The sequence below is a fragment of the Bradyrhizobium sp. AZCC 1588 genome (genome assembly GCF_036924735.1).
In the GTDB taxonomy this organism is placed as follows: domain Bacteria; phylum Pseudomonadota; class Alphaproteobacteria; order Rhizobiales; family Xanthobacteraceae; genus Bradyrhizobium.
The window spans coordinates 498,403-524,777 of record NZ_JAZHSC010000001.1 but is presented as its reverse complement, the minus strand read 5'-3'; the positions used below and the strand labels follow the sequence as shown (position 1 = coordinate 524,777).

24 protein-coding genes and 1 pseudogene are annotated in these 26,375 nt (G+C 62.3%); 13 read left to right on the top strand and 12 right to left on the bottom strand.

Translation table 11 applies throughout. From position 1 onward, the window contains the following. The first annotated feature begins 74 nt into the window (after window positions 1-74). Complete coding sequence (locus tag V1277_RS02530; protein ID WP_334414879.1) at window positions 75-1,046, top strand: Bug family tripartite tricarboxylate transporter substrate binding protein; 972 nt, start codon at window positions 75-77, stop codon at window positions 1,044-1,046. A 3-nt stretch (window positions 1,047-1,049) separates the two neighbouring features. Here V1277_RS02530 and V1277_RS02525 read toward each other — a convergent pair whose 3' ends face one another. Together V1277_RS02525 and V1277_RS34930 are read right to left on the bottom strand one after the other, a co-directional pair. Continuing rightward, window positions 1,050-1,874 carry a DUF72 domain-containing protein gene (locus V1277_RS02525; RefSeq protein ID WP_334414878.1) on the bottom strand — a complete coding sequence of 275 codons (825 nt, stop codon included), beginning with the start codon at window positions 1,872-1,874 and terminating at the stop codon, window positions 1,050-1,052. Between the two features lie 206 nt (window positions 1,875-2,080). Then, the gene (locus V1277_RS34930) at window positions 2,081-2,689 is read right to left on the bottom strand and encodes a phasin family protein (RefSeq protein ID WP_442894439.1); all 609 of its coding nucleotides are present in this window, start codon (window positions 2,687-2,689) and stop codon (window positions 2,081-2,083) included. 215 nt (window positions 2,690-2,904) lie between these two features. Here V1277_RS34930 and V1277_RS02515 point away from each other — a divergent pair, with 215 nt between their 5' ends. The 3 genes from V1277_RS02515 to V1277_RS02505 all read left to right on the top strand — a co-directional run bounded on the left by V1277_RS02515 (window position 2,905) and on the right by V1277_RS02505 (window position 5,992). After that, entirely contained in the window at window positions 2,905-3,102 is a 198-nt protein-coding gene (locus tag V1277_RS02515; RefSeq protein ID WP_334414877.1) for a hypothetical protein, read from the top strand. 249 nt (window positions 3,103-3,351) lie between these two features. Beyond that, window positions 3,352-4,482 (top strand): glycosyltransferase family 2 protein, encoded by a 1,131-nt coding sequence (locus V1277_RS02510; protein WP_334363534.1) that lies wholly within the window; start codon window positions 3,352-3,354, stop codon window positions 4,480-4,482. A 7-nt stretch (window positions 4,483-4,489) separates the two neighbouring features. Next, a complete protein-coding gene (locus V1277_RS02505) occupies window positions 4,490-5,992 on the top strand; it encodes a glycosyltransferase family 39 protein (protein ID WP_334414876.1) in 1,503 nt (500 codons plus the stop codon). A 14-nt stretch (window positions 5,993-6,006) separates the two neighbouring features. Here the strand turns inward: V1277_RS02505 and V1277_RS02500 are convergent, their stop codons facing one another. Both V1277_RS02500 and V1277_RS02495 read right to left on the bottom strand, forming a co-directional pair. Next, window positions 6,007-7,902: a CHASE2 domain-containing protein gene (locus V1277_RS02500; RefSeq protein ID WP_334414875.1), complete on the bottom strand. Its 1,896-nt coding sequence runs from the start codon at window positions 7,900-7,902 to the stop codon at window positions 6,007-6,009. 11 nt (window positions 7,903-7,913) lie between these two features. Beyond that, window positions 7,914-8,435, bottom strand: coding sequence for a FecR family protein (locus V1277_RS02495; protein WP_334414874.1), 522 nt, complete (start codon window positions 8,433-8,435; stop codon window positions 7,914-7,916). Window positions 8,436-8,730: 295 nt separating this feature from the next. Between V1277_RS02495 and V1277_RS02490 the strand changes: the two genes are divergently transcribed. From V1277_RS02490 to V1277_RS02470, 5 genes are all read left to right on the top strand, one after another. Continuing rightward, the gene (locus tag V1277_RS02490) at window positions 8,731-9,426 is read left to right on the top strand and encodes a DUF899 family protein (protein WP_334414873.1); all 696 of its coding nucleotides are present in this window, start codon (window positions 8,731-8,733) and stop codon (window positions 9,424-9,426) included. 405 nt (window positions 9,427-9,831) lie between these two features. Beyond that, a complete protein-coding gene (locus tag V1277_RS02485; protein ID WP_334414872.1) occupies window positions 9,832-11,172 on the top strand; it encodes an RtcB family protein in 1,341 nt (446 codons plus the stop codon). Between the two features lie 268 nt (window positions 11,173-11,440). Continuing rightward, complete coding sequence (locus V1277_RS02480) at window positions 11,441-12,598, top strand: DUF2778 domain-containing protein (protein WP_334414871.1); 1,158 nt, start codon at window positions 11,441-11,443, stop codon at window positions 12,596-12,598. 449 nt (window positions 12,599-13,047) lie between these two features. Beyond that, window positions 13,048-14,331: an IS4 family transposase gene (locus V1277_RS02475; protein ID WP_334414870.1), complete on the top strand. Its 1,284-nt coding sequence runs from the start codon at window positions 13,048-13,050 to the stop codon at window positions 14,329-14,331. Window positions 14,332-15,229: 898 nt separating this feature from the next. Next, entirely contained in the window at window positions 15,230-16,006 is a 777-nt protein-coding gene (locus tag V1277_RS02470; RefSeq protein WP_442894438.1) for a Crp/Fnr family transcriptional regulator, read from the top strand. Window positions 16,007-16,066: 60 nt separating this feature from the next. Here the strand turns inward: V1277_RS02470 and V1277_RS02465 are convergent, their stop codons facing one another. The 6 genes and pseudogenes from V1277_RS02465 to V1277_RS02440 form a co-directional block, all read right to left on the bottom strand. Continuing rightward, the gene (locus tag V1277_RS02465; RefSeq protein ID WP_334414868.1) at window positions 16,067-16,264 is read right to left on the bottom strand and encodes a hypothetical protein; all 198 of its coding nucleotides are present in this window, start codon (window positions 16,262-16,264) and stop codon (window positions 16,067-16,069) included. Window positions 16,265-16,387: 123 nt separating this feature from the next. Continuing rightward, a complete protein-coding gene (locus V1277_RS02460) occupies window positions 16,388-16,597 on the bottom strand; it encodes a hypothetical protein (RefSeq protein ID WP_334414867.1) in 210 nt (69 codons plus the stop codon). A gap of 210 nt (window positions 16,598-16,807) precedes the next feature. Continuing rightward, entirely contained in the window at window positions 16,808-17,275 is a 468-nt protein-coding gene (locus V1277_RS02455) for a phasin family protein (protein ID WP_334414866.1), read from the bottom strand. A gap of 388 nt (window positions 17,276-17,663) precedes the next feature. Further along, window positions 17,664-17,942, bottom strand: a pseudogene (locus tag V1277_RS02450) (GIY-YIG nuclease family protein); the annotation flags it as partial. Between the two features lie 178 nt (window positions 17,943-18,120). Continuing rightward, window positions 18,121-19,764 (bottom strand): chaperonin GroEL, encoded by a 1,644-nt coding sequence (gene groL / locus V1277_RS02445; protein WP_334414865.1) that lies wholly within the window; start codon window positions 19,762-19,764, stop codon window positions 18,121-18,123. Window positions 19,765-19,854: 90 nt separating this feature from the next. Continuing rightward, complete coding sequence (locus V1277_RS02440) at window positions 19,855-20,169, bottom strand: co-chaperone GroES (RefSeq protein WP_057843921.1); 315 nt, start codon at window positions 20,167-20,169, stop codon at window positions 19,855-19,857. Window positions 20,170-20,549: 380 nt separating this feature from the next. Here V1277_RS02440 and V1277_RS02435 point away from each other — a divergent pair, with 380 nt between their 5' ends. Next, entirely contained in the window at window positions 20,550-20,837 is a 288-nt protein-coding gene (locus V1277_RS02435) for an usg protein (RefSeq protein WP_028349895.1), read from the top strand. A 159-nt stretch (window positions 20,838-20,996) separates the two neighbouring features. Next, window positions 20,997-21,545, top strand: coding sequence for a cupin domain-containing protein (locus V1277_RS02430; RefSeq protein ID WP_334414864.1), 549 nt, complete (start codon window positions 20,997-20,999; stop codon window positions 21,543-21,545). Window positions 21,546-21,644: 99 nt separating this feature from the next. Here V1277_RS02430 and V1277_RS02425 read toward each other — a convergent pair whose 3' ends face one another. Together V1277_RS02425 and V1277_RS02420 are read right to left on the bottom strand one after the other, a co-directional pair. Next, window positions 21,645-22,895, bottom strand: a complete 1,251-nt coding sequence (locus V1277_RS02425) for a NupC/NupG family nucleoside CNT transporter (protein WP_334414863.1) — start codon at window positions 22,893-22,895, stop codon at window positions 21,645-21,647. Window positions 22,896-23,109: 214 nt separating this feature from the next. After that, window positions 23,110-23,379, bottom strand: a complete 270-nt coding sequence (locus V1277_RS02420) for a hypothetical protein (RefSeq protein ID WP_334414862.1) — start codon at window positions 23,377-23,379, stop codon at window positions 23,110-23,112. A gap of 523 nt (window positions 23,380-23,902) precedes the next feature. Here V1277_RS02420 and V1277_RS02415 point away from each other — a divergent pair. Continuing rightward, window positions 23,903-25,234: a glycosyl transferase family protein gene (locus V1277_RS02415; RefSeq protein ID WP_334414861.1), complete on the top strand. Its 1,332-nt coding sequence runs from the start codon at window positions 23,903-23,905 to the stop codon at window positions 25,232-25,234. Window positions 25,235-25,250: 16 nt separating this feature from the next. Then, window positions 25,251-26,372 (top strand): non-hydrolyzing UDP-N-acetylglucosamine 2-epimerase, encoded by a 1,122-nt coding sequence (gene wecB / locus V1277_RS02410; protein ID WP_334414860.1) that lies wholly within the window; start codon window positions 25,251-25,253, stop codon window positions 26,370-26,372. Window positions 26,373-26,375: the final 3 nt, after the last annotated feature.

Below are 26,375 nucleotides of genomic sequence, written 5' to 3'. Positions count from 1 at the left end.
GTTGCCGCCGGGCGCGGCATGTCGCATAGTCCCTGCAAAGAGCCTGTCGAAGGCCCGCATGCACGGGGGACACGATGAACCGATTTTGCCGGACGCTGGCAGGGCTGCTCGCGCTTGTCGTTGGCGGCATTGCCGCAGCGCACGCCCAGACAAGCTATCCCGATCGCCCGGTGAAGATCATCGTCCCGATCGGGCCCGGCGGCAGTTACGATCTGGTCGGGCGGTATGTGGCGGACGCGCTGTCGAAGCGGATGGGGCAGGCGTTCGTGGTCGAGAACAAGCCCGGCGCCGGCACCGTCGTCGGCACGCAGGCCGCAAGCCAGAGCGAGCCGGACGGCTACACGCTGGTGGTCGGCGGGCTCTCCAACATGGCATTCAATTCGGCGCTGTATTCGAAGCTCGGCTACGAGCCGCGCAAGGATTTCGTGCCGGTCGCGCTGGTCTATAAGTTCGGCTACGTCATGGTCGGCCGTAAGGATTTGCCGCATGGCAAGCTGGCGGACATCGTCGCCACCGCAAAGGCGAGCCCGGGCTCGATCTCGGTCGCGACGGCAGGCGTCGGCACCGGCCAGCAACTGGTAGCGGCTGCCTTCATGAAGGCTGCGGGCGTCAAATTCCTGGAGGTGCCCTACAAGGGGTCTCCGCCGGCCTTCACCGATCTGCTGGCCGGCCGCATCGACCTGTTCTTCGACTCAATCGCCGCCGGGCTGCCTTACGTGCAATCGGGGCAGGCGCGGGGCATTGCAGTGCTATCGTCGAAGCGAAGCCCGCTGGCTCCCGACGTGCCGACGATGTCTGAGGCCGGCGTGTCCGGCCTCGATGTCGATTCCTGGCTCGGGATATTTGCACCTGCCAAGACCCCGCCGGAGGTCATCGCCAAATTGCGCCGCGAAATCCGTGCCTCGCTGCCCGAACTCAAGGAGCGTTTCGAGAAGAGCGGCGGGGAGCCGTGGGATCTGCCGGACGACAAGCTCGATGCGTTCGTCGCGTCCGAATACGAGACCTGGACGAAACTGATCCGCGAGGCCGGCATCAAGCTCGACTGAGGATCACTTCACCCGCTCGATCAGCTCCATTGCACCCGCAGGCGCACGCACCTTGCCCTCGTGGATCACATAGGCGAACACGTCGCGCGGCATCTTCTTCGGCTCGGCCTTGTCGAGGCGCGGCAGGTCGTGGGGCTCGCCGCCGGCGGCCCAGGCCTGAAACCGCTTGGCCCAGGCGTCGAGCTGCTTCGGCGGATAGCAGGTCTTGAGCTCGTCATTGCCCTTCTGCAGGCGCGCATAGACGAAATCGCTGACGACGTCGGCGATCGCGGGATATTTGCCGTGCTCGGCGAATACGACCGGCGTCTCGAATTGTCGCAGCAAGGCGATGAACTCCGGCACACAGAAACTGTCATGCCGCACCTCGACCACGTGGCGCAGCGCGCGACCGTCGAGTTTGCGCGGCAGCAGTTCGAGGAATTTGCCGAAATCGGCCCCGTCGAATTTTTTGGTCGGCGCGAATTGCCAGAGCACCGGGCCGAGCCGGTCGCCAAGCTCCATCACGCCGGAATCGTAGAAGCGCTTTACGGAATCGCCGGCCTCCGCCAGCACACGACGATTGGTCGCGAAGCGCGGTCCCTTCAACGAGAACACGAAGCCGTCGGGCACTTCACGCGCCCATTTGCGAAAACTTTCCGGCTTCTGCGAACCGTAATAGGTGCCGTTGATCTCGATCGAGGTCAGCTTCGAGGCGGCGTAAGACAGCTCCTTCGCCTGCGCTAGCTTCTCCGGATAGAACACGCCGCGCCACGGCTCGAAGGTCCAGCCGCCGATGCCGATATAGATGTTGCCGCTGCTGGTTGCGGTCGACTTCGAGGGCTTGCTCACTGGAGGACTCTTCGGAAAGGGGGAGGGCTGGCGGATGTTAGCCAAATCGGCTCTGGTTGGCCAGTTGTCGCAGCCGGCGGCAAGGCTTTCGGAATCCAAACGCGCGGTCTCGTGGAGCATGTTTCGAAAAAAAGAAGCTCCGGAAAACCGGAGCCTCTCCCTTTCGCTCTACGCAAAAGCCGTAGTTTCAACGCGCCCAGGGCTTGTTATGGCTTGTTATGTCTCTCCGGCGCCTTGCCGACCAGGCCCTGAAACGGCTGCAGCGATTGCTTGGCAAGCCGGTTGTGGAGTTCGCAGATCTTCTGCGACTCGGCCACTGACGTCTCATAAGCCCGCTTCACAAATTCGCTTTGAACCGTCATCGCCTTGTCGAGCGAGCGAACGCCGCTGAGTTGCTCGACAAAGGACCCGAAATCCTCGAGCGATTTCCTCGTGTAGTCGCGATAGGCGTTCGCGATGGTCTGCAGGCTGACCGGCGCAGGCTCCGCCGCGGGTTCGACTGGCGCAGAGGGGATCGATGCGGCCTCGGCTGGCGTGGGCTCGGCCGGCGAGGGTGCCGCGGTCGGCTGCGGCTCGGGCGATGCGGCGACGGCTGGTTCGTCGACGGCCGGCTGATCGACCTTCGGGCTTTCCGCGTGAGCCGGCTGCGGCTGCAGCGGCGGATCCTGATCCGGGCTTTGCAATTCAACCGGCGCCGGGCTCGCTGTTGGGCTCACCGTCGGGTTCTCTTGGGGAGCGGCCTTTTTACCCCGCTCTCCCTTCCGGTTGCGCCGTCCGGATTTCCCGGTCGGCTTGCCCTGATCTGTATTCGACATCTGCTTCCCCTATTCCCTGTCAAATCAAAGGTCGAGACTCCGCCATGTTTGCGATCTAATCGCGGTTCTTGCTTGTCAGTTGCGCGGCACTCGCGTGGTCAGATTTTGAAAGATGGACTCGATGGCCGGTTTTCTCGATGGTCGACGTAGGGACTATTCCGCCCCGCGCTTTTTCCATGATATCAGTTCCCGGTCAGGCGTAGGGGAACGTTGAGATGAATTCGCAGTCATTCGCCGGTCTTTTGGGAGCCATCGTCGCCTCGATCGTGATGGTGGTCGCCGTTGCCTACGGGCCGATCGGCCAATATGGAAAGCCCGCGAAGCCGGCCAGCATCCAGCAACCGGCGCCGGTGCAGCAGGCTCCTGCGGCGCCAGCGCCGAGCGGGCCGGTGATTCGGGAAGTGCCGAATTAGGAGAGACAGGCCGCCCCTTGCGGAACGAGGGCGGTGTTCCCATGTTATGTTCAACGGCGACGTTGACGCTTCAAGGCTCCGGCGCTGGAACGACCATGAATTGTTTGGCTGCGCCGGATGTACGCGCGCCCTCTGTTCGTGGTCGTTGGCATTTTAGACTCCTTTTTAAGGCCGTTTTCCCCGATTGAGTGGCTGTTCCGGAACCCCCGCCTTGGCATGTGGGACGGCTGCGGATATACGCTGGCGGCCATGAATGACGCCATCAAACCGGGCCCCGAAACCCCGTCGCAGGCCGGTTTGCCTGAGCTTTCGGTCGTCGTCCCGACATTCAACGAACGCGACAACGTGACCGTGCTGTACCGGCGGCTGGAGGCGACTCTGGCCGGCATCGCTTGGGAAGTCGTCTTTGTCGACGACAATTCCCCCGACGGAACCTGGGAAGTGGTGCGGGGGCTGGCACGGAAGGATTCCCGCGTCCGCTGCATCCGCCGGATCGGGCGACGTGGACTGTCAGGTGCTTGCATCGAGGGTATCCTGGCATCGAGCGCGCCTTATGCTGCGGTGATCGACGCCGACCTGCAGCACGACGAAGCACAACTGCCGAAGATGGTTGCGCTGCTGCGAAGCGGCGAGGCGGAACTGGTGGTCGGCAGCCGCTATATCGAGGGCGGCAGCGCCGACAGTTTCAACAAGCAGCGGGCAGGCGCCAGTCAGCTTGCGACCGAGGTCGCTAAGCGCACGCTGAAGGTCGAGATCGCCGATCCCATGAGCGGCTTCTTCATGATTCGCCGCGATCGTTTCGAGCAACTGGCGCCGCAGCTCTCGACCCAGGGTTTCAAGATCCTGCTCGATATCGTCGCCTCCGCGCAGGGCAAGCTGCGCGCCGTCGAAATTCCCTATACCTTCGGCTCGCGTCAGCATGGCGAGAGCAAGCTCGATTCCATGGTGGCGCTGGACTTCCTCGGGCTGGTGCTGGCGAAGCTGACGCATGACGTGGTGTCACTGCGTTTCCTGTTGTTCGCGATGGTCGGGGGCACGGGCCTTGTCGTACATCTCGTGGCGCTGTTCATCGCGCACGAAATCTTCAATGCCCGGTTCGCTGAGGCGCAGGCCATTGGTGCGCTGGTCGCGATGACCAGCAATTTCATTCTGAACAATTTCCTCACCTATCGCGACCAGCGGCTGAAGGGATTTGCGATCCTGCGCGGCCTGCTGCTGTTTTATCTGGTGTGCGGCGTCGGCCTGCTTGCCAACGTCGGGGTGGCGTTCTCGATCTTCGAGCAGGAGCCGATCTGGTGGCTCGCGGGGCTTGCCGGCGCGCTGATGGGCGTGGTCTGGAATTACGCCATGTCCGGTTTGTTCGTCTGGCGCAGGCGATAGTCGGAAGATGACCTCGAGCGAAGCGCGGGTTGCCCTCAACACGGGTCTGGCGATCCTGGCGCTGATCGCGCTGCGCCTGATCGCCGCGGCGTTCACGCCGATCACCTTCGACGAAGCCTATTACTGGATGTGGTCGAAGCATCTTGCCGGCGGCTACTACGATCACCCGCCGATGGTCGCCGTTGTGATCCGACTCGGCACCCTGATCGCAGGCGATACCGAGTTTGGCGTGCGGCTGGTCTCGATCCTGCTGGCGCTGCCGATGAGCTGGGCGATCTATCAGGCCGGCGCCATCCTGTTTGGCAGCCGGCGCGTGGCGGCCTCGTCGGCGATCCTTTTGAACATCACGCTGATGGCTGCCGTCGGCACCATGATCGTGACACCGGACGCGCCGCTCCTGGTGGCGTCCAGTCTCCTGCTGTTTGCGCTCGCCAAGGTGCTGCAGACTGGCCGCGGCGTGTGGTGGCTGGCGGTCGGCGCAGCGGCCGGCTGCGCGCTGCTGTCGAAATACACCGCGCTGTTCTTCGGACCCGCCATCCTGATCTGGCTGATCGCGGTTCCCAAACTGCGGCACTGGCTGGTCTCGCCCTGGCTTTATCTCGGTGGGCTCGTTGCGCTAGCGCTGTTTGCGCCGGTCATTCTGTGGAACGCCGAGCACCACTGGGTGTCTTTCATCAAGCAGATGGGACGGGCGCGGATCGAGGATTTTCGGCCCGTCTTCATCGCCGAACTGATCCCGACGCAGATCGCGTTCGCGACGCCGCTGGTGTGGGTGCTCGGCGCGATGGGGCTTTACGCGCTATTTCGTCGACGCGCCGGTGCGCTGCCGGCGCGCGCGCTGATCAACGCGATGTTCTGGATCATCGTCGCCTATTTCGTCTGGCATTCGCTGCATGCGCGCGTCGAGGCGAACTGGTTTGCGCCGGTTTACCCGGCGTTTGCCATCGCCGCCGCCGTCGCCGCCCATCTGGTCGAGTGGGAGCCGCGCTGGCAGCGCCTGGCCGATTTCTGCCGGCGCTGGGCAGTGCCGGGCGGCATCCTGTTATTTGCGCTGTTGGTCGTGCAGGCCAACACCGGCGTGCTGTCAGGTTATCGCCGCGATCCCACGGTGCGCAGCGTCGGCATCGGCTGGCGCGAAACGGCCGAAGGAATTGAGGCGGTGAGGGCGCGCGTCGGCGCAACATGCGTGCTTGCGTCAGATTACGGCACCACCGCCTGGCTAGCCTTCCATCTGCCGAAGGGCACTTGCGTGGCGCAACAGAACCTGCGCATCCGCTGGGTCAACATGCCCGAACCTGATGGTGCGCAGCTCGCCGGCAAATTGCTATATGTGTATGACGCCTTGCTTGGCGACACGCCCTATCTGAAGGACAGGTTTGCCCGTATCGAGCGGGTCGGCGAGATCCAGCGGAAGCGCGGCCCACTATTGATCGAGACTTATGCCCTCGATGTGCTGGAAGGCCCGAAGGGCGACGTGTTCGACCGCACGCCGCCGCCGGAATTGCGATAGGACGCGTGGGTCAATCACTCGGCGGCGTCGCGATGCGTGCGTTGGTCCAGCGTGGGGCGTTCGCTCCGCCACAGCCAGACCGCGAGCGAGCCTGATCGGCCGCGAATCTGCGCTTCGACGGGACCGGCAAGGCTTCCGGTTTTCAGCCGCGCGCCGCTGCGTTTGGCTGCGGTGCGCAACGTGTCGCTGAGCGCCAGCCGGACATCGTGGCGGGCCGCCACTTCCATCAGCCGGCTCGCCACGTTGACGGTGTCGCCGGTCGCGGTGATGTGCTGATGGTTACGGCCGCCGAGCCGTGAGGCGACGATCGGCCCGAAATGCGCGCCGATCTTGAAGCCGATCCGCACGGCGATCGGTGGCGGCAACGCTTCGATCCAGCGGTCGGTCTTGACGCAGAGCGCGATCGAACATTGTGCCGCGCGCGTAGCGTCATCCTCGGCCGGCTTCGGCAGGCCGAACAGGATCATGGCGCCGTCGCCGAGAAAACTCGTGATCATGCCGCCGCATCGCGTCGCTTCCTTGTCGACCAGCGCGTGAAATTCCTTCAATAGCCCCCGCGTGGCATCCGGATCGAGCGTTTCGCTGAGCGAGGTAAAGCCAGAGAGATCGACGAACACGACCGCGGCATTCTGCCGGACCGGCGCCACCAGGAAGTCAGGATCGCGTGTCAGCCATTCCTGCAGGCCCGGCGTGTGGAATTGTTCGAGCAGCCTGTTTTGTACGGCGAGATGCTGGGCGCTGCGTCGGCCCGACCATAGCTGGACCGCGCCGAACAGCATGAGCGGCGGCGCCGCCGCGGTAATGGTCGTTGCGGCGTCGAGCCAGATGCCGTGCGCGAAAGCAATCGTGTTCGCGGTCGCCCATGCCAGCACGACTGCGCTGACCGCCACGAGACCGATCGGGTTTCGCCGCCACACCAGCAAACCGACCAGCAACATCGGGAGCAGGATCGCCGTGATCGCCCCGGCGATGCGAACCGTTTGGTTGCGTACGAGGCCGTCGCCTGCGACCAGATGCGTAATCGCAGTGGAAATGATTTCCACCCCAGGCATCAGTGAATCGAACGGCGTCGGAAAGAAGTCGCCGGCGCCGGTTGCGGTCGCGCCGAGCACGACGATGCGGCCCTGAATCGCTTCCTTGTCGATCTGGCCGTCGACCAGATTGGCGGCGCTGATCGTGCGAATGGTCTGGCGTGGGCCGTAATAGGAAATCGGCAGCGCATAGTGGGAGGCGGTCGGGATCGGCCGATCGCCGAACCTGAGGCGGTCGGGCTCGATCGTCAGCGGTTGGTCGATCGCGATCGATGCGACACGGAGCGGAAACGACAACTCGATCTTGTCGCGCGTCCGGAACAGCATCGGGACCGAGAGCGGCGTGCCGGTCTGGCCCGTCGCCACATTGGCGATACCGACTTCCGCGCGGTCGGCGAATGCCGGCAGCGGCAGCAGGAAGCGGCTGGCCTTCGGCAGGCGGGCCAGTGGCCCATCGTTGTCGGCGGAAGGCTGAACGGTGTTCGAAAACACCGCAGCCGCTGCAAGCACCGTCGGACCCGCCGCGAGCGATTTCGCGAGCGCCGCATCGCCGTCGGCCGGTCCCTTGTCGATCAGCAGGAGATCGATCGCGATGACTTTCGGCTCCAGCCGCGCGATCGCCTCGACGATCTTGGCTATCTCTGCGCGCGGCAGGGGATAGGTGCCGACGAGTTTGACGATGGTGTCGTCGATCGCAACGATCGTGACGAGGTCCGGCGGCGCCTTCACGCCGCGCACCAGCGTGCGCACGTCGGTCAATGCCGACTCGAGCCGGTCGAGAAACCGCAAATGGCCGGCCGAATGGCCGAGCCATATCGCGCCTGCCCACAATCCCGTGCAAAGCAACACAACCAGAATGTGAAGGCGTCGACGGTTCATCCGCTCGGCTTCTATTGTCCCAATCTTGCCATCAGGGCCGCAACGCGCGCAGGCGGCCAGCGCTTTATAATCAACTCGCCCGACGGCTCGACATCGACGCCATCACCGGCGCCGAGTACGACGCTGCCGCGGCCGGCGGGCCGCGCCACGCGCACGCTGCCGTCGACGACGAAGACCGATGTCTTTGCACCTTCGGCGTCCACCGTCCATTTGGTACCGCGCACCGCGGCAATCGCCTGTGGCGTCATAACCTCGAACCTGGCGCGGCCCGGCTTCTTCGGCACTTCGAGCAGCAGGGCCTTGTTGCTGAGTTCGACGGAATCGACCTGGCCATCACGGTTGCGATCCCTGAGTTCGAATTTCGCGCCGCTTTCGGCCACGATCGTGATCGCGTTCTGGCAACGCAGCGTTTGCGTCCCCTGGGCCGTCGATGCGGACGTGCAGCCCGATTTTGCCGGCTGCGCCGCCGCAGGTCCGGCGAACAGCAGCATGCCTGCGAAGGCGATCGATCCGGCGCGCGCCAGCATTGTCATGGCGGTTCCCTTTTGGGGTACGGCGAAACCTAGGAGTAGGGCGATACGGTGCCGTATCAAGCGCCGCGATCCAGTGCAAAGCCAACAGTAGACGATAGTATGTCTGCCTTCGGCGGGTAAGGTTCGGTGAAGTCTTCCGATCCGGCAGTCAGCAAAAAGATCCGGTAAATCAGCACGGAAACGGCTCGAAAATGGACCGAAAGGCGGCTGGAACATCGAAATTTCCGTGCACAGGTGTCGGACCGATGAGGCGCGAAACGTCTTGTAACCACTCGACCACAACCGAGGTGTTGCCATGTCCAGTTCCGCACTGAAACCTGCCACCGACCTCGCCCGCGGAAACAGCGTGCGTTGTCCCAATGAGAGCGCCGAATATCGCCGCGCCCGCGAGCAATTGCTGGCCGAGGAGATCGAACTGCGCCGTCACATCGAACGGGTCGCCGAATTGCGCCGGGCGTTGCCGCCGGGCGGCGCGGTGACGAAAAACTATCAATTCGAAGGCGAGGGCGGCAAGGCCACCTTGTCGGACCTGTTCGGCGACAAGCAGACGCTCGTGATCTACAGCTACATGTTCGGCCCGCAGCGCGAACAACTGTGCCCGATGTGCACCTCCTTCATGAGCACCTGGGAAGGCAAGCTGCCCGACGTCGAACAGCGCGTCGCCTTCGTGTTCGTGGCGCGCTCGCCGATCGCGCGATTGATCGAGGCGAAGAAGGCGCGCGGCTGGACACGGCACCGGATCTATTCGGATGCGTCGGGCGATTACACGCGCGACTATGTCAGCGCGGCGGATGCCGATGCGCCCGGCTACAACGTGTTCACCCGGCGTGACGGCAGCATCCGCCATTTCTGGTCCGGCGAAATGGGACCATCGACCGCCGATCCCGGACAGGACCCGCGCGGCGCGCCCGACTTCGATCCGCTGTGGACCATCCTCGACACCACGCCCGAAGGGCGTGGCAAGGACTGGTATCCGCGGCTGAGCTATTAGCGAGGTGCTCGCGGCTGACGCCGACCCATTTACAAATCCAGAAATTGGTGTAAGTGATCGCGCGCTTCCGCAGATCCCTGGAAAGACGATGCTTCGTATAGACACCCATTTGTCACGTTGTGCAGGCCAGCCGGTCGTCCGGCGCGGTCGTGCTTTGGCGTGCGCAATTGGCGTGTATTCGATTGGCGCATCGTATCCGCAAGGCAAACTACCAGCGTAACGCGGCAGCGGGTCTCCCTCTGCCGTCGAGGCAGGGAATGATCCGCGGTATGCCATTCGTGGCAAGCTCGACCTTGTAATTCCTCCCTGCCTGCAAACCAACCAGACCTGTGTCGCGACTGATGCAGGTCCTTCCGGAGTCCTGAACGGATCTCGGAACGAAGTAATGCAGTGAAGGAGAGTGAGATGCGATCCGATCCCTACCAGGAGCGCGCCAGGGCCCTGGCCGTTGAAGCCGGGCTCGACCCCGATGCGAAGATCGACAAGCCCGGCCAGCGGCCGATGCCGACCTGGTGCCTGTTCCGTGATGCCGCGCGCAAGGAGAAGCTTGCGCGCGACGCGGAAGCCGTTGCTTGCGATATCGCGCTGAAGCCGCAGGCGGCGCAATACCAGAACAGCCCGCTCAAGATCTTCGGCAAGCACGACGACGCCACGATTGCGCAGATGCGCAATTGCATGTCGGTCGGCAACGTGGTCGCCGGCGTCATTTGCGCGGACGGCCATCTGGGCTACGCCCAGCCCGTCGGCGGCGTGATTGCCTATGAGAAGCAGATCAGCATCTCCGGCGTCGGGTTCGACATCGGCTGCGGTAACATGGCCGTGCGCCTCGACACCCCGTTCCGTCAGATCGAAAGCAAAGTCGGCACGATCATCAAGGACGTGCGCGACGTGATTTCGTTCGGCGTCGGACGCACCAACGACGAGCGCGTCGAGCATGAACTGTTCGACGATGTTGACGCGTGGCGTGAATCCGACATGGGCGCCTACCGGCAGAAGGCAGTGTCGCAACTCGGCACCGTCGGATCGGGCAACCACTACGTCGACCTGTTGCGCGACGAGGAGGGCTTTGTCTGGATCGGCGTGCACTTCGGCAGCCGCGGCCTCGGTCACACCAGTGCGACCCGCTACCTCAAGGCCGCGGGCGGCAAGGATGGCATGAACGTGCCGCCCGCCGTCATCGACGAGGATAGCGAGATCGGGCGGCGCTACATCGCGGCGATGCAACTCGCCGGGCGCTACTCCTATGCCGGCCGCGAATGGGTGGTCGAGCGCGTGCGCCGGATCATCGGCGGCGAGGTCACCGACATGGTTCACAACCACCACAATTACGCGTGGCGGGAGAACCATGGCGGCAAGGATTTGTGGGTGGTTCGCAAGGGTGCGACCCCGGCATTTCCGGGCCAGCGTGGCTTCATCGGCGGATCGATGGGCGACGATGCTGTCATCGTCGAAGGCGTCGACAGCGAGGAGGCGAAGGCCTCGCTCTACTCGACCGTGCACGGCGCGGGCCGTCTGTTTGGCCGCAAGGAGGCCAAGCGGCGGTTCACGCGTGGCGAGATGGACGCCTGGCTGCAATCGCGTGGCGTGACATTGATCGGCGCCGACCTTGACGAAAGCCCGATGGCCTATCGCAGGCTGCCGGAGGTGATCGCCGAGCACGCCGGCTCGATCAGGGTTCAGCACACGCTGCGTCCGTTCGCCGTGGCGATGGCGGGCGGGAATGAGTTCGATCCATTCAAGGATTGAGGCCGAACTTGGCCCGTTATGGGACACCCGGCGCTTACGTCACGCCGGGTGTCCCTGATCGGGACCAGCGCCCGCATCATTGCGGGGAAATTTCTCCAATAGTTCCATGGATTTGAGCCCGCCTTACATCCGCCCGCGTTTAAGCCGGATTTAACTAAAAGTCGCCTTAATGACGCTCTGTGCCTCTGCGAGATGCTGCCCGGGGACATATCCGGACGCGGCATCAAAGGGGGACTTGGTGGAACTTGTTGTTCTGGGCGTTGTGTGAATGAGTAAGCGTACGCGTGCGTTCGGTCCTGCGGCCCGCAGCCGCGGGAAATCCTCCCGCAGAGGCATTCCCCAATATTTTCTCGGCGGTGTCGCGGTCGCAGGCCTCGTGCTGGGCTGCGCCTGGACCGTTTACACCAACGTGCTCGGCGCCAGCATCTATCCATCCGTGAACAACGCCGGCTTGGAGGCGCGCGCCGTCAACAACCCGAGCACCGTCGCGGCGCACGCCGTGCGGCCGGCCTTCAATGAGATTTTCGCCTCGCTGCCGCAACAGTCGCTGGTGATACCCGCCCCAGAGAACGTCGCGAGTTCGCTGATGTTCAACGAAAGGTTCGCAGCCGCCGCCGCGCAAGGCGAGCCCTCGAGAGCGGCCGAATTTAAGCCCGTCGAACCGACGAAACTGGCGGAAGCTTCGCCGCCGGCCGAAGCGCCGAAAGCCGTTCAAGCTCCGAAGCCCGTGGAAGCGGCAAAGCCGAAGATTTCTGCTCCAGCCACCAAGCTCGCCTTGAACACACCTGCGCCGGCGCCAGCAGAGATCGAAGCCAAGACCGGCAAGGCATCCGGCTCTACCGTTCGCGATATGGCGCAGCGCGCCAAGGCCGCTGTGATGTCGATTGCTTCCAACGACAAGCAGACCATGGTTGAGAAGCTGTGGGGCAAGCAGCCTTCGCAGAACTCGCTGCTCGCTTTCGCATCCGCCGACGCCAACGTCACCGGCAGCATCATCGATACGCGAAGCCAGAACCCGATGATGGGCGGCTCGCCGCCCTATGATCGCCAGACCGCCGTCTACGACATCACTGCGCGCAAGGTCTATCTGCCCGACGGCACCCAGCTCGAAGCGCATTCGGGACTCGGCTCGAAGATGGACGATCCCAAATATTCGCATGTGCGGATGCAGGGCGTGACGCCGCCGCACATTTACGAACTGAAGCCGCGCGAGGCGCTGTTTCACGGCGTACCGGCACTGCGGCTGACGCCGATCGGCGGCGAAGAGAAAATCTACGGCCGCGACGGGCTGCTCGCGCACACCTACATGCTCGGGCCGAGCGGCCAGTCCAACGGCTGCGTTTCGTTCAAGGACTACTATGCGTTCCTCGACGCCTATCGCAACAAGGGCATCCGCCGGCTCGCCGTGCTGGTGAAGGTCCAGTAGGCGGCGCTGCGGCCGCTTCAACGCAGATACGAATTTCAAACGGCCCGCCGAGGTCATTCCTGGCTCGCGCCATCCAACACGCCGCGGCCTGACCACGTCATAGCGACGCACACACCAATCGTCGTCCCTGCCTCCGTGCGCAATCGCGCACTCGGCGCAGGGACCCATCGCCACCGCTGCTGATCGTTGAGGGAAAGTCGTCGACCATCCCCGCAAGACAACACCCGCCGCGGCGTATGGGTCCCTGCGTTCGCACTAGGGTTTCTACACGTCTGGCGCGACAGATTGACTCGGTGCGTCATGATGTTATCCCGCTTTGCGGTTTGTATGATTCTGTTTCTGACGCTTTGATTCGAAGGAGCGTCGGAGATGCAGCGAGAGCCGGATTTATCACTTGGCGAGTTTGGCGACGTTCGCCTCGATAAAAGGGGGCGGCGTTTGTTCAGGCTATGCTTTGCACGCGCAGCGTCTGCTTGCGCCAGATGGCGCAGGGTGACTGGGCCGCGTACATGGCGTACTGGCGGTTCGTGAACAATCCGCAAGTCACGACCGATCAACTGATTGAAGGCTGGAGCAGGCAGACGGCGACCGTGGTCAGCGGGCGTCATGTGCTGGCGATCCAGGACACCAGCGAGGTCAAGTTTCAAACGCGGCAGGGACGTCGGCGTAGACTGGGCAAAGTCGGCAAAGGCAATGCCCGCGGCGTGTTGCTGCATGCCATGATGGCGGTCGATGCCGACAGCGGGGCCTGCCTCGGCCTCACCGGCGGCAAGGTGTGGACGCGCAGGGGCACGGTTAAGACCCCTCACGACGAGCGTGAGTTGGCCAACAAGGAATCGGCGCGCTGGGTGACGACGGCCGAGCAGGGCTGCGAGGTTTTGGCTGCAGCGCGCATGATCACTGTCATCAATGACCGTGAGGGGGAGTTCTTTGCGCACTGGGCGTTGACGCCCGGCGACAACGTCCACCTGCTGACGCGGGCCATGCATGATCATGCGCTGGCCGACGGCAGAACACTTTATCAAGCGGTGGAGCGAGCCCGCTTCTGCAACAAGGCGGTGATCGATCTGCCGCAGCGGATGGATCGTCGCGGTCGCCAAGCCCACCTCTCGCTGCGCTTCGGAACCATCGTGCTCAAGCGGCCGGCGCGCCCCGGCGTGAAGGACCTGCCGGAGCGTGTCGAAGTCAGCTTCGTGGAAGTCGTCGAGTTGCACCCCCCGAAGGGGGCTGAGCCCGTTCATTGGCTGCTCTTGACCACTCATTCGATCGCCAATGCGGCCGATGCCTGGCGGATCGTCTCCTGGTACAAGCAGCGCTGGATCATCGAACAGTTGTTTCGCTCGCTGAAGAACCAGGGTCTGCGTATCGAGGACAGTCAGCTCGAAAGCGCCGAAGCCCTGATCAAGCTCGTGGCGATCGCCACTAAAGCAGCATGTATCGTCATTCAGCTCGTTCAGGCCCGCAATGGTGGTGGACAATTGCCGGTCAAATGCGCCTTCACGCCAGAAGAAATCGAAACACTTGCCGCCATCAACAGAACCATGAAAGGCAGGACCGAGCTTCAGAAGAACCCGCATCACCCCTACACTCTTCAGTGGGCGGCATGGATCATCGCCAAGCTCGGCGGATGGACCGGCTACGCCTCGCATCGGCCACCCGGACCAATCACCTTCCACAACGGAATGGCTCGCTTCCAAATCATCGTCGCTGGCAGAGCCCTCGAAAATGCGTAGAAACCCTAGTGCGTTCGCAGGGACGACGGAGATGGGGATAGTCGCGATACAAAATATGACTCCGCGTTCTCGCGACGCATTGCGCCCGAGCTTTGCTCTCAACTTCCCGCCCTCTTGATCTGAGGGCGCAGGGAAGACCGGGTGCGCGCCGCACCCGCGGTCTCGTGTGCAAAGTGCGCAGAAGAGAACGCACACGAGCATACAGGTACAGCGGGAGCATCCCGGCCTTCCCTGCGCAGTGGCTTTACGGCTTACTTCGTGCTCTCCCCGGTGAACGGCTCTTTTGCCACCGTCGCCCCCGAGAAGCTTCGCTTCTTAAGGACTTAATGCCAGCACCGCGACATCAGGACCACACGACTTCGCCGTACGCGTCGGGCGCGCTCGCCTGCTGCGCCTTCCGTGTCCACCGCATCTCACCGCACGTTCGTGACGATGGCGAAGCGCCCCTCATCTGCCGTGAGACGGGCGGAGTTATGCGACTGATTTGCCTCTCGCGTGAAGCGGAATATTTTTGATTCCCGGGCTTGACACGATTTCGGAAAATCAGAAGTGATTTGGTCTTGCGTTAGCTTGTCGCGGCCGCTGCACGAATTTGCGCTTGCGCGCACGCAAATCAGCTAGGCCAGCCCTGCCTGGAACTGGAACTCCGGTTCCCGCACTTTTACGGGGCTATGCATGATATTTTACAGTTGCGTCCGACCGCCGATTTACATCTAACTTCTTAGAGCGTTGCGAGCACAAGGGTCCTGCGCGCAGCCAAGCGTTGGAGTTTTTGTCAGAACGAGAGTGTGTTTGCTTGAGTGAGCATAGAGGAAGCGGATTTAGACCGATACCAGCACCGCCGTCTTGCGACGCTCCAAACGGAGATGGGGCGCGGACTCCTCACCGCCAGTTTGCAATGACGCCTCGCGGGGGAATGGGCAATCGCCTTCTCGCATCATTGCCGGAATCGGACCTTGCTCTGCTCGCTTCCGAGCTTGAATTGATCGCGCTCGAGCAGGACGCAATCCTTTCGCGGGCGGGTGACGATATCCAGTATGTCATTTTCCCACATAGCGGCGCCATCTCGCTGATGATCGAGATGGCGGACGGACACACGGTTGCCACCGCTGCGATTGGGCGTGAGGGTGCTGTCGGCACACTTTCGGTGCTCGGGCCGTCACCCTCGGCGATTACGGCCGTGGTTCGCGCGGCCGGTACCGCCGCTCGGATCCCTGCATCGCGATTTCATGCCGTTTTTGGCCGCAGTCCCGCGATCCGGAGCGCGGTACAAAGCCACATCAGGGCGATGCTGATACAGTTTCAACTCGGTGCGGCCTGCAATGCGCTGCACCCGGTCCAGGCCCGGATGGCTCGCTGGCTGCTGCAGCTTAGCGACCGCGTCGACAATGAGGTGCTCCCGCTCACCCAGCAGGCGCTGTCGCAGATACTCGGTGTGCGGCGCACGACCGTGACGCTCCTGATGCGGAATCTGCGCGCGCGGGGAGGGATCAGATCCGAACGACGAGGATTGATCGAGATCGACCGGACGCGGCTCGCGAGGGCAGCGTGCGAATGCCACCGCGCCATGCGCCTCGAGGCCGAGGAGGTTTTCCCGGCTACCTCCGACCGGGCTCGCGCCGCGGTTCTGCTCGAAGATGGGGCGTCCCTGGAAATAGAACCGGATTCCGTGTGAGCGCGTCTTCGCGCGATGGTTTGCCGCTAAGCCAAATTGACGCGCCGATCCTGTGCCAGATCAGGTGCTCTGCCGCCAATCGCGTTCGAGCGCTGACTCGGATTTCGCCTCGAGCTTCGCAATCTCGCGCAGCACCTTCGCTGTCTGGCGCAGCTCGTCGCGCTCAGGGCCCGGCTTCAGCCGTCGTGCCTCGTCAAGAATGTCCTTTGCCTGTAGCAGCCAGGTGGAGGTTTCGGTTGAGACTTGCATGCGCGCCATGGTGTCCCCCGATCGCGATCATAACTCGATCTGTGTCGATGCTGGTCGTTTTGATTTGATGTGCTTCTTACGCCAACCGGTGCATGCCCTCGGATCACCTTCGAGGGCATGCTTCGCTCGACGCTATGCCGAGCTGGCGCTGCTATGCCGCACACGGATGCTCGGCTCGTCGACCCAGGCTTCACGGGCAAACCAGGCGTGATCGGCGTGGCAGATCACGCAACGGGTCCGTGAGAAGAACACTGCGCTGCGGCTAAAGCTCTCCCGATCAGTCTTGATGCCGGTGGGAATCGCATGTCCGGTCCGCGGACATTTGACCATGACCATTCCCATATCGCCCTCCTAGAGATTGGTTTCTTTGTTTGAAAAAAGCACCGGCCGGTTGGAGTGCGCCACTTGTCGGTGCGGGTTACTTGGGGGGCATCGCGCACCGCGCCTGATCGAGCATCGGGTAGTGGGCCGTATGCTCATCCCTTGGACGTGTTTCCAACCGGCCGGATCCCTCCTTGGTGTAGTCTCGGATGTGAATTGGACGCCGGTCTTTTAGCCGGCCCGGTGGAGAACCTTGGTGAAGTGCTTCCTGATCGGCTCACCCGTTTCCGTCGCAAGCTTCTGGGTAAGCACCCACAATTCCCTGTTCTGGTCAGAAGCGGTGTTGAACGCCTTGCGCGCTTGCGCCGCTGATACGCTAAGAACGTCAGTGGCTGACTTGCTGCCGCACAGACGAACGAAGAAATCGAGCGTGGAGGCGGCATTGGCGTTTGAGATTTCGAACAGCTTGAGCCCGTAATCGGTCGCGCCCCTCGCATTGCTCGAATAGCTCTCTCGCAGCGCTTCCGTCATCTCCTCCGAAGCGGCCTTGATTTTCTCGCAGCCTTCACGTGCGCGGGCGAAGCCCTGCTCGGTAAGTTCGCTAACCACGCCAGGCGCGGCGATTTTCGAGAAGTCCAACCACGGCATTCCGAGAACATGCGTTCCGTTCGGCGTCGCTTTCATTTCGCTTTCACTCACGGCAGCATTACCTTTCCCAAGCGAAAGCATTCCTCGCAGACGCCGGCTCGCGTCACGAGAGCTCGCGCTCTGCGTTCGATCAGATTGTGGATGAGGATTTTGCCCAGCCCTCGACGTTACTTTGCCTAGGAGGATCGGGACTGTCGGTTCGGTTTGCGACTCTCGCGAAAAGTTTTTTTGAAGTTGTCAACGCATACGCTGGTATATTTTACACAGCGCTGTGCATAACTGGGATATCTCAAGCAGCGGGAAGGTTTTGCTTCAGCGTGACGTTGCAGAAACACCGCGCCGTTGCGGTCCGGATCCGCCCAAACAAAAACCCATCCACGTCATTCCGGGTCGGCGCGAAGCGCCGAGCCCGGAATCCATTCATCCCAAACCTCAGGCCGATATTTGCGGATAGATCAATCCACTGCGGGTTCTGCTCTTCAATGAGCCGGATCTTCCAATCCCGCCGCCACTTCTTCAGTTCCTTTTCACGTGCAATCGCCGTTAAGGGGTCATCGTAGATTTCGAGCCAGACCAGTTTGTCGACGGAATATCGCTTCGTGAAGCCGGGGACGGCCTTGCTCTTGTGCTGGTATACACGGCGAACGATGTCGTTCGTCACGCCGAGATAGAGCGTTCCGTACTTGCCGCTTGCAAGAAGGTAGACGTAGTAGGCCATGGCAGGGGAGCAATGGATTCTCTGATGTGCAATTGCACATCATAGCTCGGCGCTACGCGCCGCCCCGGAATGACGGGACATGCTATTGTTGGTTCGCGATCAAAATCAACCATGCCCAAACAAAAACCCCGGCATTTCTGCCGGGGTTCTGCATTCTCGTATCGCCTGAGTGGCTGGATCAGAAATCCATGCCGCCCATGCCGCCGCCCGGAGGCATGCCGGCGCCGGCGCCGGCGTTCTTCTTCGGCAGTTCGGCGATCATGGCTTCGGTGGTGATCAGGAGAGCCGCGACGGAAGCCGCGTTCTGGATCGCCGCGCGAACCACCTTGGTCGGGTCGATGATGCCCTTGGAGACCAGATTGCCGTATTCGCCGGTCTGCGAGTCGAAGCCGTAATTGTACTGCTCCTTCTCGAGGATCTTGCCGACGATGACGGAGCCGTCTTCACCCGCGTTGATCGCGATCTGGCGGGCCGGCGCGGAGAGCGCCTTGCGCACGATCTCGACGCCGGTCTTCTGGTCGTCGTTCTGGGTCCTGAGGCGCTTGAGCTGCTCGGAGGCGCGGAGCAGGGCGACGCCGCCGCCCGGCACGATGCCCTCTTCAACCGCTGCACGGGTCGCATGCATCGCGTCATCCACGCGATCCTTGCGCTCCTTCACCTCGACTTCGGTCGCGCCGCCGACGCGGATCACGGCTACGCCGCCCGCGAGCTTGGCCAGACGCTCCTGCAGCTTTTCGCGGTCGTAGTCCGAGGTGGTTTCCTCGATCTGCGCCTTGATCTGCTGCACGCGCGCCTCGATGTCGGCCTTCTTGCCGGCGCCGTTGACGATCGTGGTGTTTTCCTTGTCGATCATCACCTTCTTGGCGCGGCCGAGCATCTGCAGCGTGACGTTCTCGAGCTTGATACCGAGATCTTCCGAGATCGCCTGACCACCGGTCAGCACCGCGATGTCCTGCAGCATGGCCTTGCGGCGATCGCCGAAGCCCGGAGCCTTGACGGCCGCGACCTTCAGACCACCACGCAGGCGGTTGACGACGAGGGTGGCGAGGGCTTCGCCTTCGACGTCTTCGGCGACGATGACCAGCGGCTTGCCGGTCTGAACCACGGCTTCGAGCAGCGGCAGCAGCTCGTTCAGCGAGGAGAGCTTCTTCTCGTTGATCAGGATGTAGGCGTCGTCCATTTCAACGCGCATCTTGTCGGCGTTGGTGACGAAGTAGGGCGAGATGTAGCCGCGGTCGAACTGCATGCCTTCGACGACGTCGAGTTCGGTTTCGAGCGACTTGGCTTCCTCAACCGTGATCACGCCCTCGTTGCCGACCTTCTTCATGGCGTCGGCCAGGAACTTGCCGATTTCGGCGTCGCCGTTGGCGGAGATGGTTCCGACCTGAGCGATTTCCTCGTTCGAGGTGACCTTCTTGGAGTTCTTGACGAGGTCGGCGACCACGGCTTCCACCGCCAGGTCGATACCGCGCTTCAGGTCCATCGGGTTCATGCCGGCGGCAACCGACTTGGCGCCTTCACGGACGATCGCAGCCGCGAGCACGGTCGCGGTGGTGGTGCCATCGCCGGCCGCGTCAGCGGACTTGGAGGCGACTTCGCGCACCATCTGCGCGCCCATGTTCTCGAACTTGTCGTCGAGCTCGATCTCCTTGGCGACGGTGACGCCGTCCTTGGTGATGCGGGGAGCGCCGAACGACTTGTCGAGCACGACGTTGCGGCCCTTCGGGCCGAGCGTGACCTTCACGGCGTTGGCGAGAATATCAACGCCGCGCAGCATGCGGTCGCGGGCGTCGACGCCGAATTTGACTTCTTTGGCTGACATAATTGGTTTCCCTGAGTTGATCTTTGTTTCTCACCCTGTCGGGGAGGCGCCTTGCGGGCGCTCCTCAGGGTGAGCGTGGCAGGCGATGTCTTAGGCGGCCTTCTTCTTGGCCGAGGTCGCGTCGAGCACGCCCATGATGTCGGACTCCTTCATGATCAGGAGTTCCTGGCCGTCGATCTTGACCTCGGTGCCCGACCACTTGCCGAACAGCACGCGGTCGCCGACCTTGAGGTCAATCGGGATCAGCTTGCCGGCCTCGTCACGGCCACCCGGGCCGACGGCGACGACTTCGCCCTGGGAGGGCTTTTCCTTGGCACTGTCCGGAATGATGATGCCGCCAGCAGTCTTCTCTTCGGCGTCGATGCGTTTGACGACGACGCGGTCGTGAAGCGGACGGAAGTTCATGCAGTCCTCCTAAACGTCTGGGAATGTTGTAGAATTCTGGAATTTTGGCAGTCCGGTCCAGCGAGTGCCAGTCCGGCTGCGGCTGATTTAGGCCAGTATTCTTCGGGGGACAAGGGCTTCTAGCAGAAAAATTGGCACTCAAATATGTCGCCTGCCAATTTCATTAATCATGATTAACCGGGCGGCGGGATGTTAGGACCCCGTATTAGCACCTGCGGTAAGCTGCTGCTAGCGCGTGAATTTTCAACAATTCATTAAACATTTAGGCTTGTGATAGGTTGGTATCGTGCGTCACATTTCTCTCATGTGAGCGCATCTCCGCCGGGGTGGCTCGGTGTGTGGCCACCACGACAATGCGCTCCTGAAACGGAGGTATTGGCATGGTCTCGCGGGTTGGAGTTGCTTCCGACGACTTCCGGAAGCAGGTGCTGGGTTACGGGCTGACGACGGCGCAAATTCTGTATCGGATGCCGGATCATCCCTCATTGCTGCAGACCTATGTCTGGCAGAACTACGATCTGTTTCCGAAATTCCCCGCGCTGAAGGACTTCCTCGCGTTCTGGCAGGAAAAGCTTGATGGCCCGCTGTTTTCCGTAACGGTCGCGCATTCCAGGCTGATCAAGCCGACGGAGCTGCGTGCAGTCGACGGTGTGTTCAGGCTGCATTGATTGGGATGCTGTAGGGTGGGCAAAGGCGCGACAGCGCCGTGCCCACCACGTCAGCGTAGATCTCCGCTCTTGATGGTGGGCACGGCGCAAACGCGCCTTTGCCCACCCTACAAAAGTTTTCTGTGTTAGCCTCCTGCCATAACAACAAGGGAGGCAGCAATGGCCAAGCAGAAGGCGGCATCACGTCCCGCGGCGCAGCCCGCCGTGAAGAAGAAGTGGTCGGGTCACAAGGCGGCAGCCAAGTCCTCAGCACGCAAGGCCGTCAAGTCAAAGGCGAGAGGCGCGCTGGCAGTCAAGGCCAAACCGGCCAGGAAGGCGCGGCCGAAGCAGCGCATCGCCATCAGTCATCACCGCGAAGAAGATTTTAAAACCGACGGCCTGCGCGCTTACGCAAAGTACCGCGACCTCGGGATAGCGGACGCCACCCATGGCCTGGCGCAGGCGCATGTCATCCGCCTGATCGGCCCGTGCAACCCGGCGGAAGTTTCAAAACTGCATTACCACGACGTCGAATTCCAGATGGTCTATGTGCTCAAGGGCTGGGTGAAGACCTACATGGAAGGGCAGGGCGAGACGCTGATGAAAGAAGGCAGCGCCTGGACCCAGCCGCCGCGCATCAAGCATCTGATCATGGATTATTCCGATGATGTCGAGTTGCTGGAGGTGATTTTGCCGGCGGAGTTCAAGACGGTGGAATTGGCGGGGTAGTGCGGCATGCACGTCGTTCCGGGGCGACTCGTAGAGCCGAACCCGGAACCTCGAGATTCCGGGTTCGCGCTCCGCGCGCCCCGGAATGACAGGACACGGCTACGTCATCACCCCCACGACCGCCCCCATCAAACACGTCGCCAGCGTGCCTGACACGATCGACTTCAATCCCAGCGAATTGATCTCCTCGCGCCGCTCCGGTGCCATGGTGCCGAGGCCGCCGATCATGATGCCGAGGCTGGCGAAGTTGGCAAAGCCGCACATCGCGTAGAGCATGATCAGCCGCGAGCGCGGATCGAGCGCGTCCGTGCCGAGTTTCGAGAGGTCGAGATAGGCGATCAGCTCGTTGAGCACGGTCTTGGTGCCCATCAGGCTTCCGGCCGTGACGGCTTGCGGCCAAGGCAGGCCCATCAGCCAGCACACCGGCGCCATCACAAGCCCCAGCAGCCGCTGTAGCGAAATTTTGGCGCCGCCGATCTCGGGCAACAGCCCGAGGATCGCATTGACGAGATAAACCAGCGCCACCAGCACCAAGAGCATCGCGACGATGTTGAGCAGCAGTTCGAGTCCTGCCGCCGTGCCCTTGGTGATTGCATCCATGGTCGAGGACGCATGCATGTCGGGATCTCTGAGCGAGCCGCCAGTGCGCTTATCTGAAGTCTCCGGCACCATGATCAGGCTGATCAGGATCGCGGCCGGCGCGCCCAACACCGATGCAATGACAAAGTGCGCCGCCGCGTCCGGGATCAGCGGCGCCAGGAATGTGGCGTAGAGAACCAGCACGGTGCCGGCGATGCCGGCCATGCCGCCGGTCATCACCAGGAACAATTCGCTGCGCGTAAGCTGCGCCAAATAGGGGCGGATGAACAGCGGCGCCTCGACCATGCCGAGAAAGATATTGGCCGCGGTCGATAGTCCGACCGCGCCGCCTACGCCCAGCGTGCGCTCCAACAGCCATGCCATGCCGCGCACGATCGGGGGCAGTATGCGCCAGTAGAACAGCAGCGTGGTCAGAACGCTCATGACCAGCACGATCGGCAGCGCCTGAAATGCCAGGATGAAATCCGCGCCCGGCGCCTTGAGATCGAACGGCAGCGCGCCGCCGCCGAGATAGCCGAACACGAAGGAAGTGCCGGCGCGCGTCGCCGCCGCGATCGTGCCGACGGCGTCGTTGATGGCGCCGAAGGCTTGTGCCACCGGCGGCAGCTTGAGCAGCACCAGCGCGGTGACGATGGTGACGGCCAGCCCGATCGCCACTTGACGGAGCGACACGGCGCGGCGGTTCTCGCCGCACGCCCATGCGATCGCCAGCAACGCCAGCACGCCAAACGCCGATTGCAGTTGCAGCATGAATCCCCCGAAAACCCCGGCAGGGATTATGGCAGCGTTGGGCAGGCGTGAAAACCCGGCGCGTGTCCCGGACGCGGTGCAGCGCCTTGGCGGTCAAAGTAGCTCGGCCAGCTCGTTGGCCTCGCGGCGGCTCGGGATTGCGGGGAGTTTCATCCGCACTTATCGCGCAAACCGTGGACCAGTTCGACCGCGGCCGCGCGCCATCGATCAGCGCTTAATGATGAGCTGGGACAGTGGCCCATCTGTTCTGAGACGACGTAGCGGGCGTTGTCAACTGATCAGCCGCCATGTGCAGCAGCAATCCGGGAGCCGCTATGAAATGCAGCGTCAGCACGCTTGCGATATTCCACGGGTTGAGAAGGTTAACGAGAGCCCAGAAGCCATCCAAATGCAGAATGACGAGGTGACTGGACACGATAAGCAAGCCCGCCGCCCACAGCCAAACCGTTCCCATCAGCCGCAACGCCTTTGCCAGGATGGACATGGATCGCCCCTATTCCTTCACCTGATCGCGTTTTAGGGGCAAAGAATGAGAAACCGCGGAAGAAAACCGTCGGCATTTTCCATTTCAAATTCAGCATTGCTAAAGGTTGCGACGTCGCGGCTGGATGCGATTTGGCTGAATTGTGCTGAGCGATTTATCCCGTGTGGACGCTCCGCTGCTTCTTGTGCCCCACAAAGGGACGCACCTTGATTCAAGCAGATGAAGGAGCGCGGCAGCGACCTCGCCATCTTCAAACCCAGGCGGCCTGTCCGACGCGCGGCCGTAATCAACCGGAATGGATGCCAGCTTGGATTTTCTTTAAGGGGAGCGCCGCTGCCTAGAATTAACAAAAGGTTAAATCGCTTCGAGTCTTGCCGTCGTCCGTTGCGACAACTGTCGATGAGGATGGCTGAGTATGGTCGCCGGGGGGCCGCCATCTCTGTGCCGCTACAGTAGCGGCTGAAACTTATGCTCTCTGAAAGGTTGTGTCGCGGCTTCAGCGATACGAGCGAGCACGTGAATCATGAACGAAATACTTATCTCGCTCTTCCTGCTCGTCAGCCTGCTGATGAACCTGTCATCGCTGGACGATATCTTCATCGATCTGCTCTCCTTCGGGATCGCGCATTTCCCTTTTCGGCGCGCCGCCGCCAAGCCGGCCCCGCTTCCGAATATTGCGATCTTCGTCGCCAACTGGCGTGAGGAGGATGTCATCGGCAAAATGGTGGAGGGCAACCTCGCCCGGATCGATATTCCGCAGGTTTCGCTCTATCTCGGCGTCTATCCAAACGACACGGGCACGCGGCGCGTAGCTGAAGCCCTTGCCGCAGCCCATCCCGATCGCGTGCGGGTCATCGTCAACAGCTTGCCCGGCCCCACATCCAAAGGGCAGATGCTGAACGAGATGTTTGCCCAGAGCTTCGCGGGGAAGCAGGCTCCGGACCTGGTCGTTCTGCACGACAGCGAGGATGTCATCGATCCACGCAGCTTTGAGATCTATGCGAGATATGCGGGCGAATATGATTTCATCCAGGTTCCTGTCTTCTCGCTCAGCCGCCGCAGAGGGGCCTATGTGGCTTCGACCTATATGGAGGAGTTCGCCGAGCGCCACACGCGCGAACTGATCGTGCGCAACGCGCTCGGAGCCGCCATCCCTTCCGCCGGGGTCGGCACCTGCCTGACGCAGGCGCTCGTCAGGCACTTTCTGAAGACACGCGGGCAGGTCCTGATGTCCGGGACGGTCACCGAGGATTACATTATCGGCATCGAGGCCAAGCGCGCGGGCTTCAAATCGCTTTTCGCCGCGCTGTCCGCGCCGGCCGAAGAGGGGGTCTACTATGTCGCGACCCGCGAGTTCTTCCCCCAGCGTCTGGAAGCCTCCATCAAGCAGAAGACCCGCTGGGTCTATGGCATCGCTTTCGAAGCAATGCACAAACTTGGCTGGCGAGGTCAGCCCTGGGACAGCTATTTCTTCCTGCGCGATCGCAAGGGAATGATCACGAACTTTCTGGCCCCTGGATCTATCGTCCTGATGATCTTGGCGCTTGCCGGCCTGATCGATCCCGAGACCCTGCCGCGCGAGATGTACCAGCTCTTCCAATGGTCTCTGTCATTCAACCTTCTCGCGGTGGTGTTCCGCTATGTCGCGCGCCTCACCGCCAGCTACCGCGTCTACGGCAGGGTCGACTGGCTCGGCGTCGCGATACGATGGCCGGTATCGCTCTACATCAACATGGCCGCCACCTTCCGTGCGTGGAAAATCTATCTGGGCGAATCGCAGTTCGCCACATCCCCCATCGTGTGGTCGAAAACGACTCACGACGTCCCCGACGATTTCCTGGCCGCCACACGCTGATCTCCCGGTTCAAGATATGCGCATTCTCCTCGCCTTTGGCACTCGGCCAGAGATCATCAAACTCGGTCCTGTCTATCGCGCCCTGCGTCAAGCCGGCGCGCATCTGGATGTCTTCTGGTCGGGGCAGCACATCGATCTGGCGGACGGGCTGCTGGATCTGTTCGAAATCGAGCTTACCCATGGCTGCACTGGGGTCATGCAGGAGCCCAGTCTCGCCGGCAAGTTCGCGCTGATCACGCAGCAGATGCAATCCGTGCTTGGGCCGGGGGAGTATGATTGGGTCGTGGTGCAAGGCGACACGATGACCGCTGCAGCCAGCGCCCTGACAGCCTTTCTGAATCATGTCCCTGTTGCGCATGTCGAGGCCGGGCTGAGGACCGGAACGCTTCATTCGCCCTGGCCGGAGGAGTTCAACCGGCGGTTCATCACGATCGCCTCCACATTGCATTTCGCGCCGACCGCGCGGTCGCGCGATCACCTGTTTCGCGAGGGTGTGCAGAGGGATCACATCAGCGTGGTCGGCAATACCGCGGTCGACGCGCTGGTTTATGCACGCTGCAGGCTTGCTGGAGGTTATGTCCCGATCGACCGCGAGATCGCAGGCCTCCCGCGCGACAGGAAGCTCGTGTTGGCGACATTGCACCGGCGCGAGAACATCGGGGCGCCCCTGGACGACATCCTGGAGGCCCTGCGCGAACTTGCAAATGACGGCGACAAGCTGATCCTCCTTCCCGTTCACCCCAACCCGCATATCCGGGCACAGGTCGTGCGGGCGCTGGGCGCGCGGCCGAATATCCGCCTGCTGAAGCCTCTCCGATATACCGACTTGGTCTACCTGCTCAGCCGGTCATGGACGGTCGTGACCGATTCGGGCGGCATCCAGGAAGAAGCGCCGACATTCGGTCTCCAAATCCTCATCACGCGCGAGAGCACTGAGCGGCCCGAGGTCGTCGAGACCGGGTTTGGAACGCTGGTGGGGTCCGACCGCGATGCGATTATCGCGGGGGTGAGGCGTCTCACCAGCTCCGATGCGCCGCAGCTTCTGCCTGCCCGCAATCCGTTCGGCGACGGCGAAGCGTCGCACCGCATAGCGGAGCAGATCTTCAGCCTCAGACCGTTGCAGCAAGCCGCCGAGTAGAAG

Bases quoted from the DNA above. Each gene is read 5' to 3' on its own strand.
- wecB (WP_334414860.1), top strand. From the start codon at position 25,251: ATGCGCATTCTCCTCGCCTTTGGCACTCGGCCAGAGATCATCAAACTC.
- V1277_RS02430 (WP_334414864.1), top strand. From the start codon at position 20,997: ATGGCCAAGCAGAAGGCGGCATCACGTCCCGCGGCGCAGCCCGCCGTG.
- V1277_RS02505 (WP_334414876.1), top strand. From the start codon at position 4,490: ATGACCTCGAGCGAAGCGCGGGTTGCCCTCAACACGGGTCTGGCGATC.
- V1277_RS02495 (WP_334414874.1), bottom strand. From the start codon at position 8,435: ATGACAATGCTGGCGCGCGCCGGATCGATCGCCTTCGCAGGCATGCTG.
- V1277_RS02460 (WP_334414867.1), bottom strand. From the start codon at position 16,597: ATGGGAATGGTCATGGTCAAATGTCCGCGGACCGGACATGCGATTCCC.
- V1277_RS02425 (WP_334414863.1), bottom strand. From the start codon at position 22,895: ATGCTGCAACTGCAATCGGCGTTTGGCGTGCTGGCGTTGCTGGCGATC.
- V1277_RS34930 (WP_442894439.1), bottom strand. From the start codon at position 2,689: ATGTCGAATACAGATCAGGGCAAGCCGACCGGGAAATCCGGACGGCGC.
- V1277_RS02480 (WP_334414871.1), top strand. From the start codon at position 11,441: ATGAGTAAGCGTACGCGTGCGTTCGGTCCTGCGGCCCGCAGCCGCGGG.
- groL (WP_334414865.1), bottom strand. From the start codon at position 19,764: ATGTCAGCCAAAGAAGTCAAATTCGGCGTCGACGCCCGCGACCGCATG.
- V1277_RS02465 (WP_334414868.1), bottom strand. From the start codon at position 16,264: ATGGCGCGCATGCAAGTCTCAACCGAAACCTCCACCTGGCTGCTACAG.
- V1277_RS02515 (WP_334414877.1), top strand. From the start codon at position 2,905: ATGAATTCGCAGTCATTCGCCGGTCTTTTGGGAGCCATCGTCGCCTCG.
- V1277_RS02530 (WP_334414879.1), top strand. From the start codon at position 75: ATGAACCGATTTTGCCGGACGCTGGCAGGGCTGCTCGCGCTTGTCGTT.
- V1277_RS02485 (WP_334414872.1), top strand. From the start codon at position 9,832: ATGCGATCCGATCCCTACCAGGAGCGCGCCAGGGCCCTGGCCGTTGAA.
- V1277_RS02510 (WP_334363534.1), top strand. From the start codon at position 3,352: ATGAATGACGCCATCAAACCGGGCCCCGAAACCCCGTCGCAGGCCGGT.
- V1277_RS02500 (WP_334414875.1), bottom strand. From the start codon at position 7,902: ATGAACCGTCGACGCCTTCACATTCTGGTTGTGTTGCTTTGCACGGGA.
- V1277_RS02475 (WP_334414870.1), top strand. From the start codon at position 13,048: ATGCTTTGCACGCGCAGCGTCTGCTTGCGCCAGATGGCGCAGGGTGAC.
- V1277_RS02490 (WP_334414873.1), top strand. From the start codon at position 8,731: ATGTCCAGTTCCGCACTGAAACCTGCCACCGACCTCGCCCGCGGAAAC.
- V1277_RS02435 (WP_028349895.1), top strand. From the start codon at position 20,550: ATGGTCTCGCGGGTTGGAGTTGCTTCCGACGACTTCCGGAAGCAGGTG.
- V1277_RS02420 (WP_334414862.1), bottom strand. From the start codon at position 23,379: ATGTCCATCCTGGCAAAGGCGTTGCGGCTGATGGGAACGGTTTGGCTG.
- V1277_RS02440 (WP_057843921.1), bottom strand. From the start codon at position 20,169: ATGAACTTCCGTCCGCTTCACGACCGCGTCGTCGTCAAACGCATCGAC.
- V1277_RS02470 (WP_442894438.1), top strand. From the start codon at position 15,230: ATGACGCCTCGCGGGGGAATGGGCAATCGCCTTCTCGCATCATTGCCG.
- V1277_RS02415 (WP_334414861.1), top strand. From the start codon at position 23,903: ATGAACGAAATACTTATCTCGCTCTTCCTGCTCGTCAGCCTGCTGATG.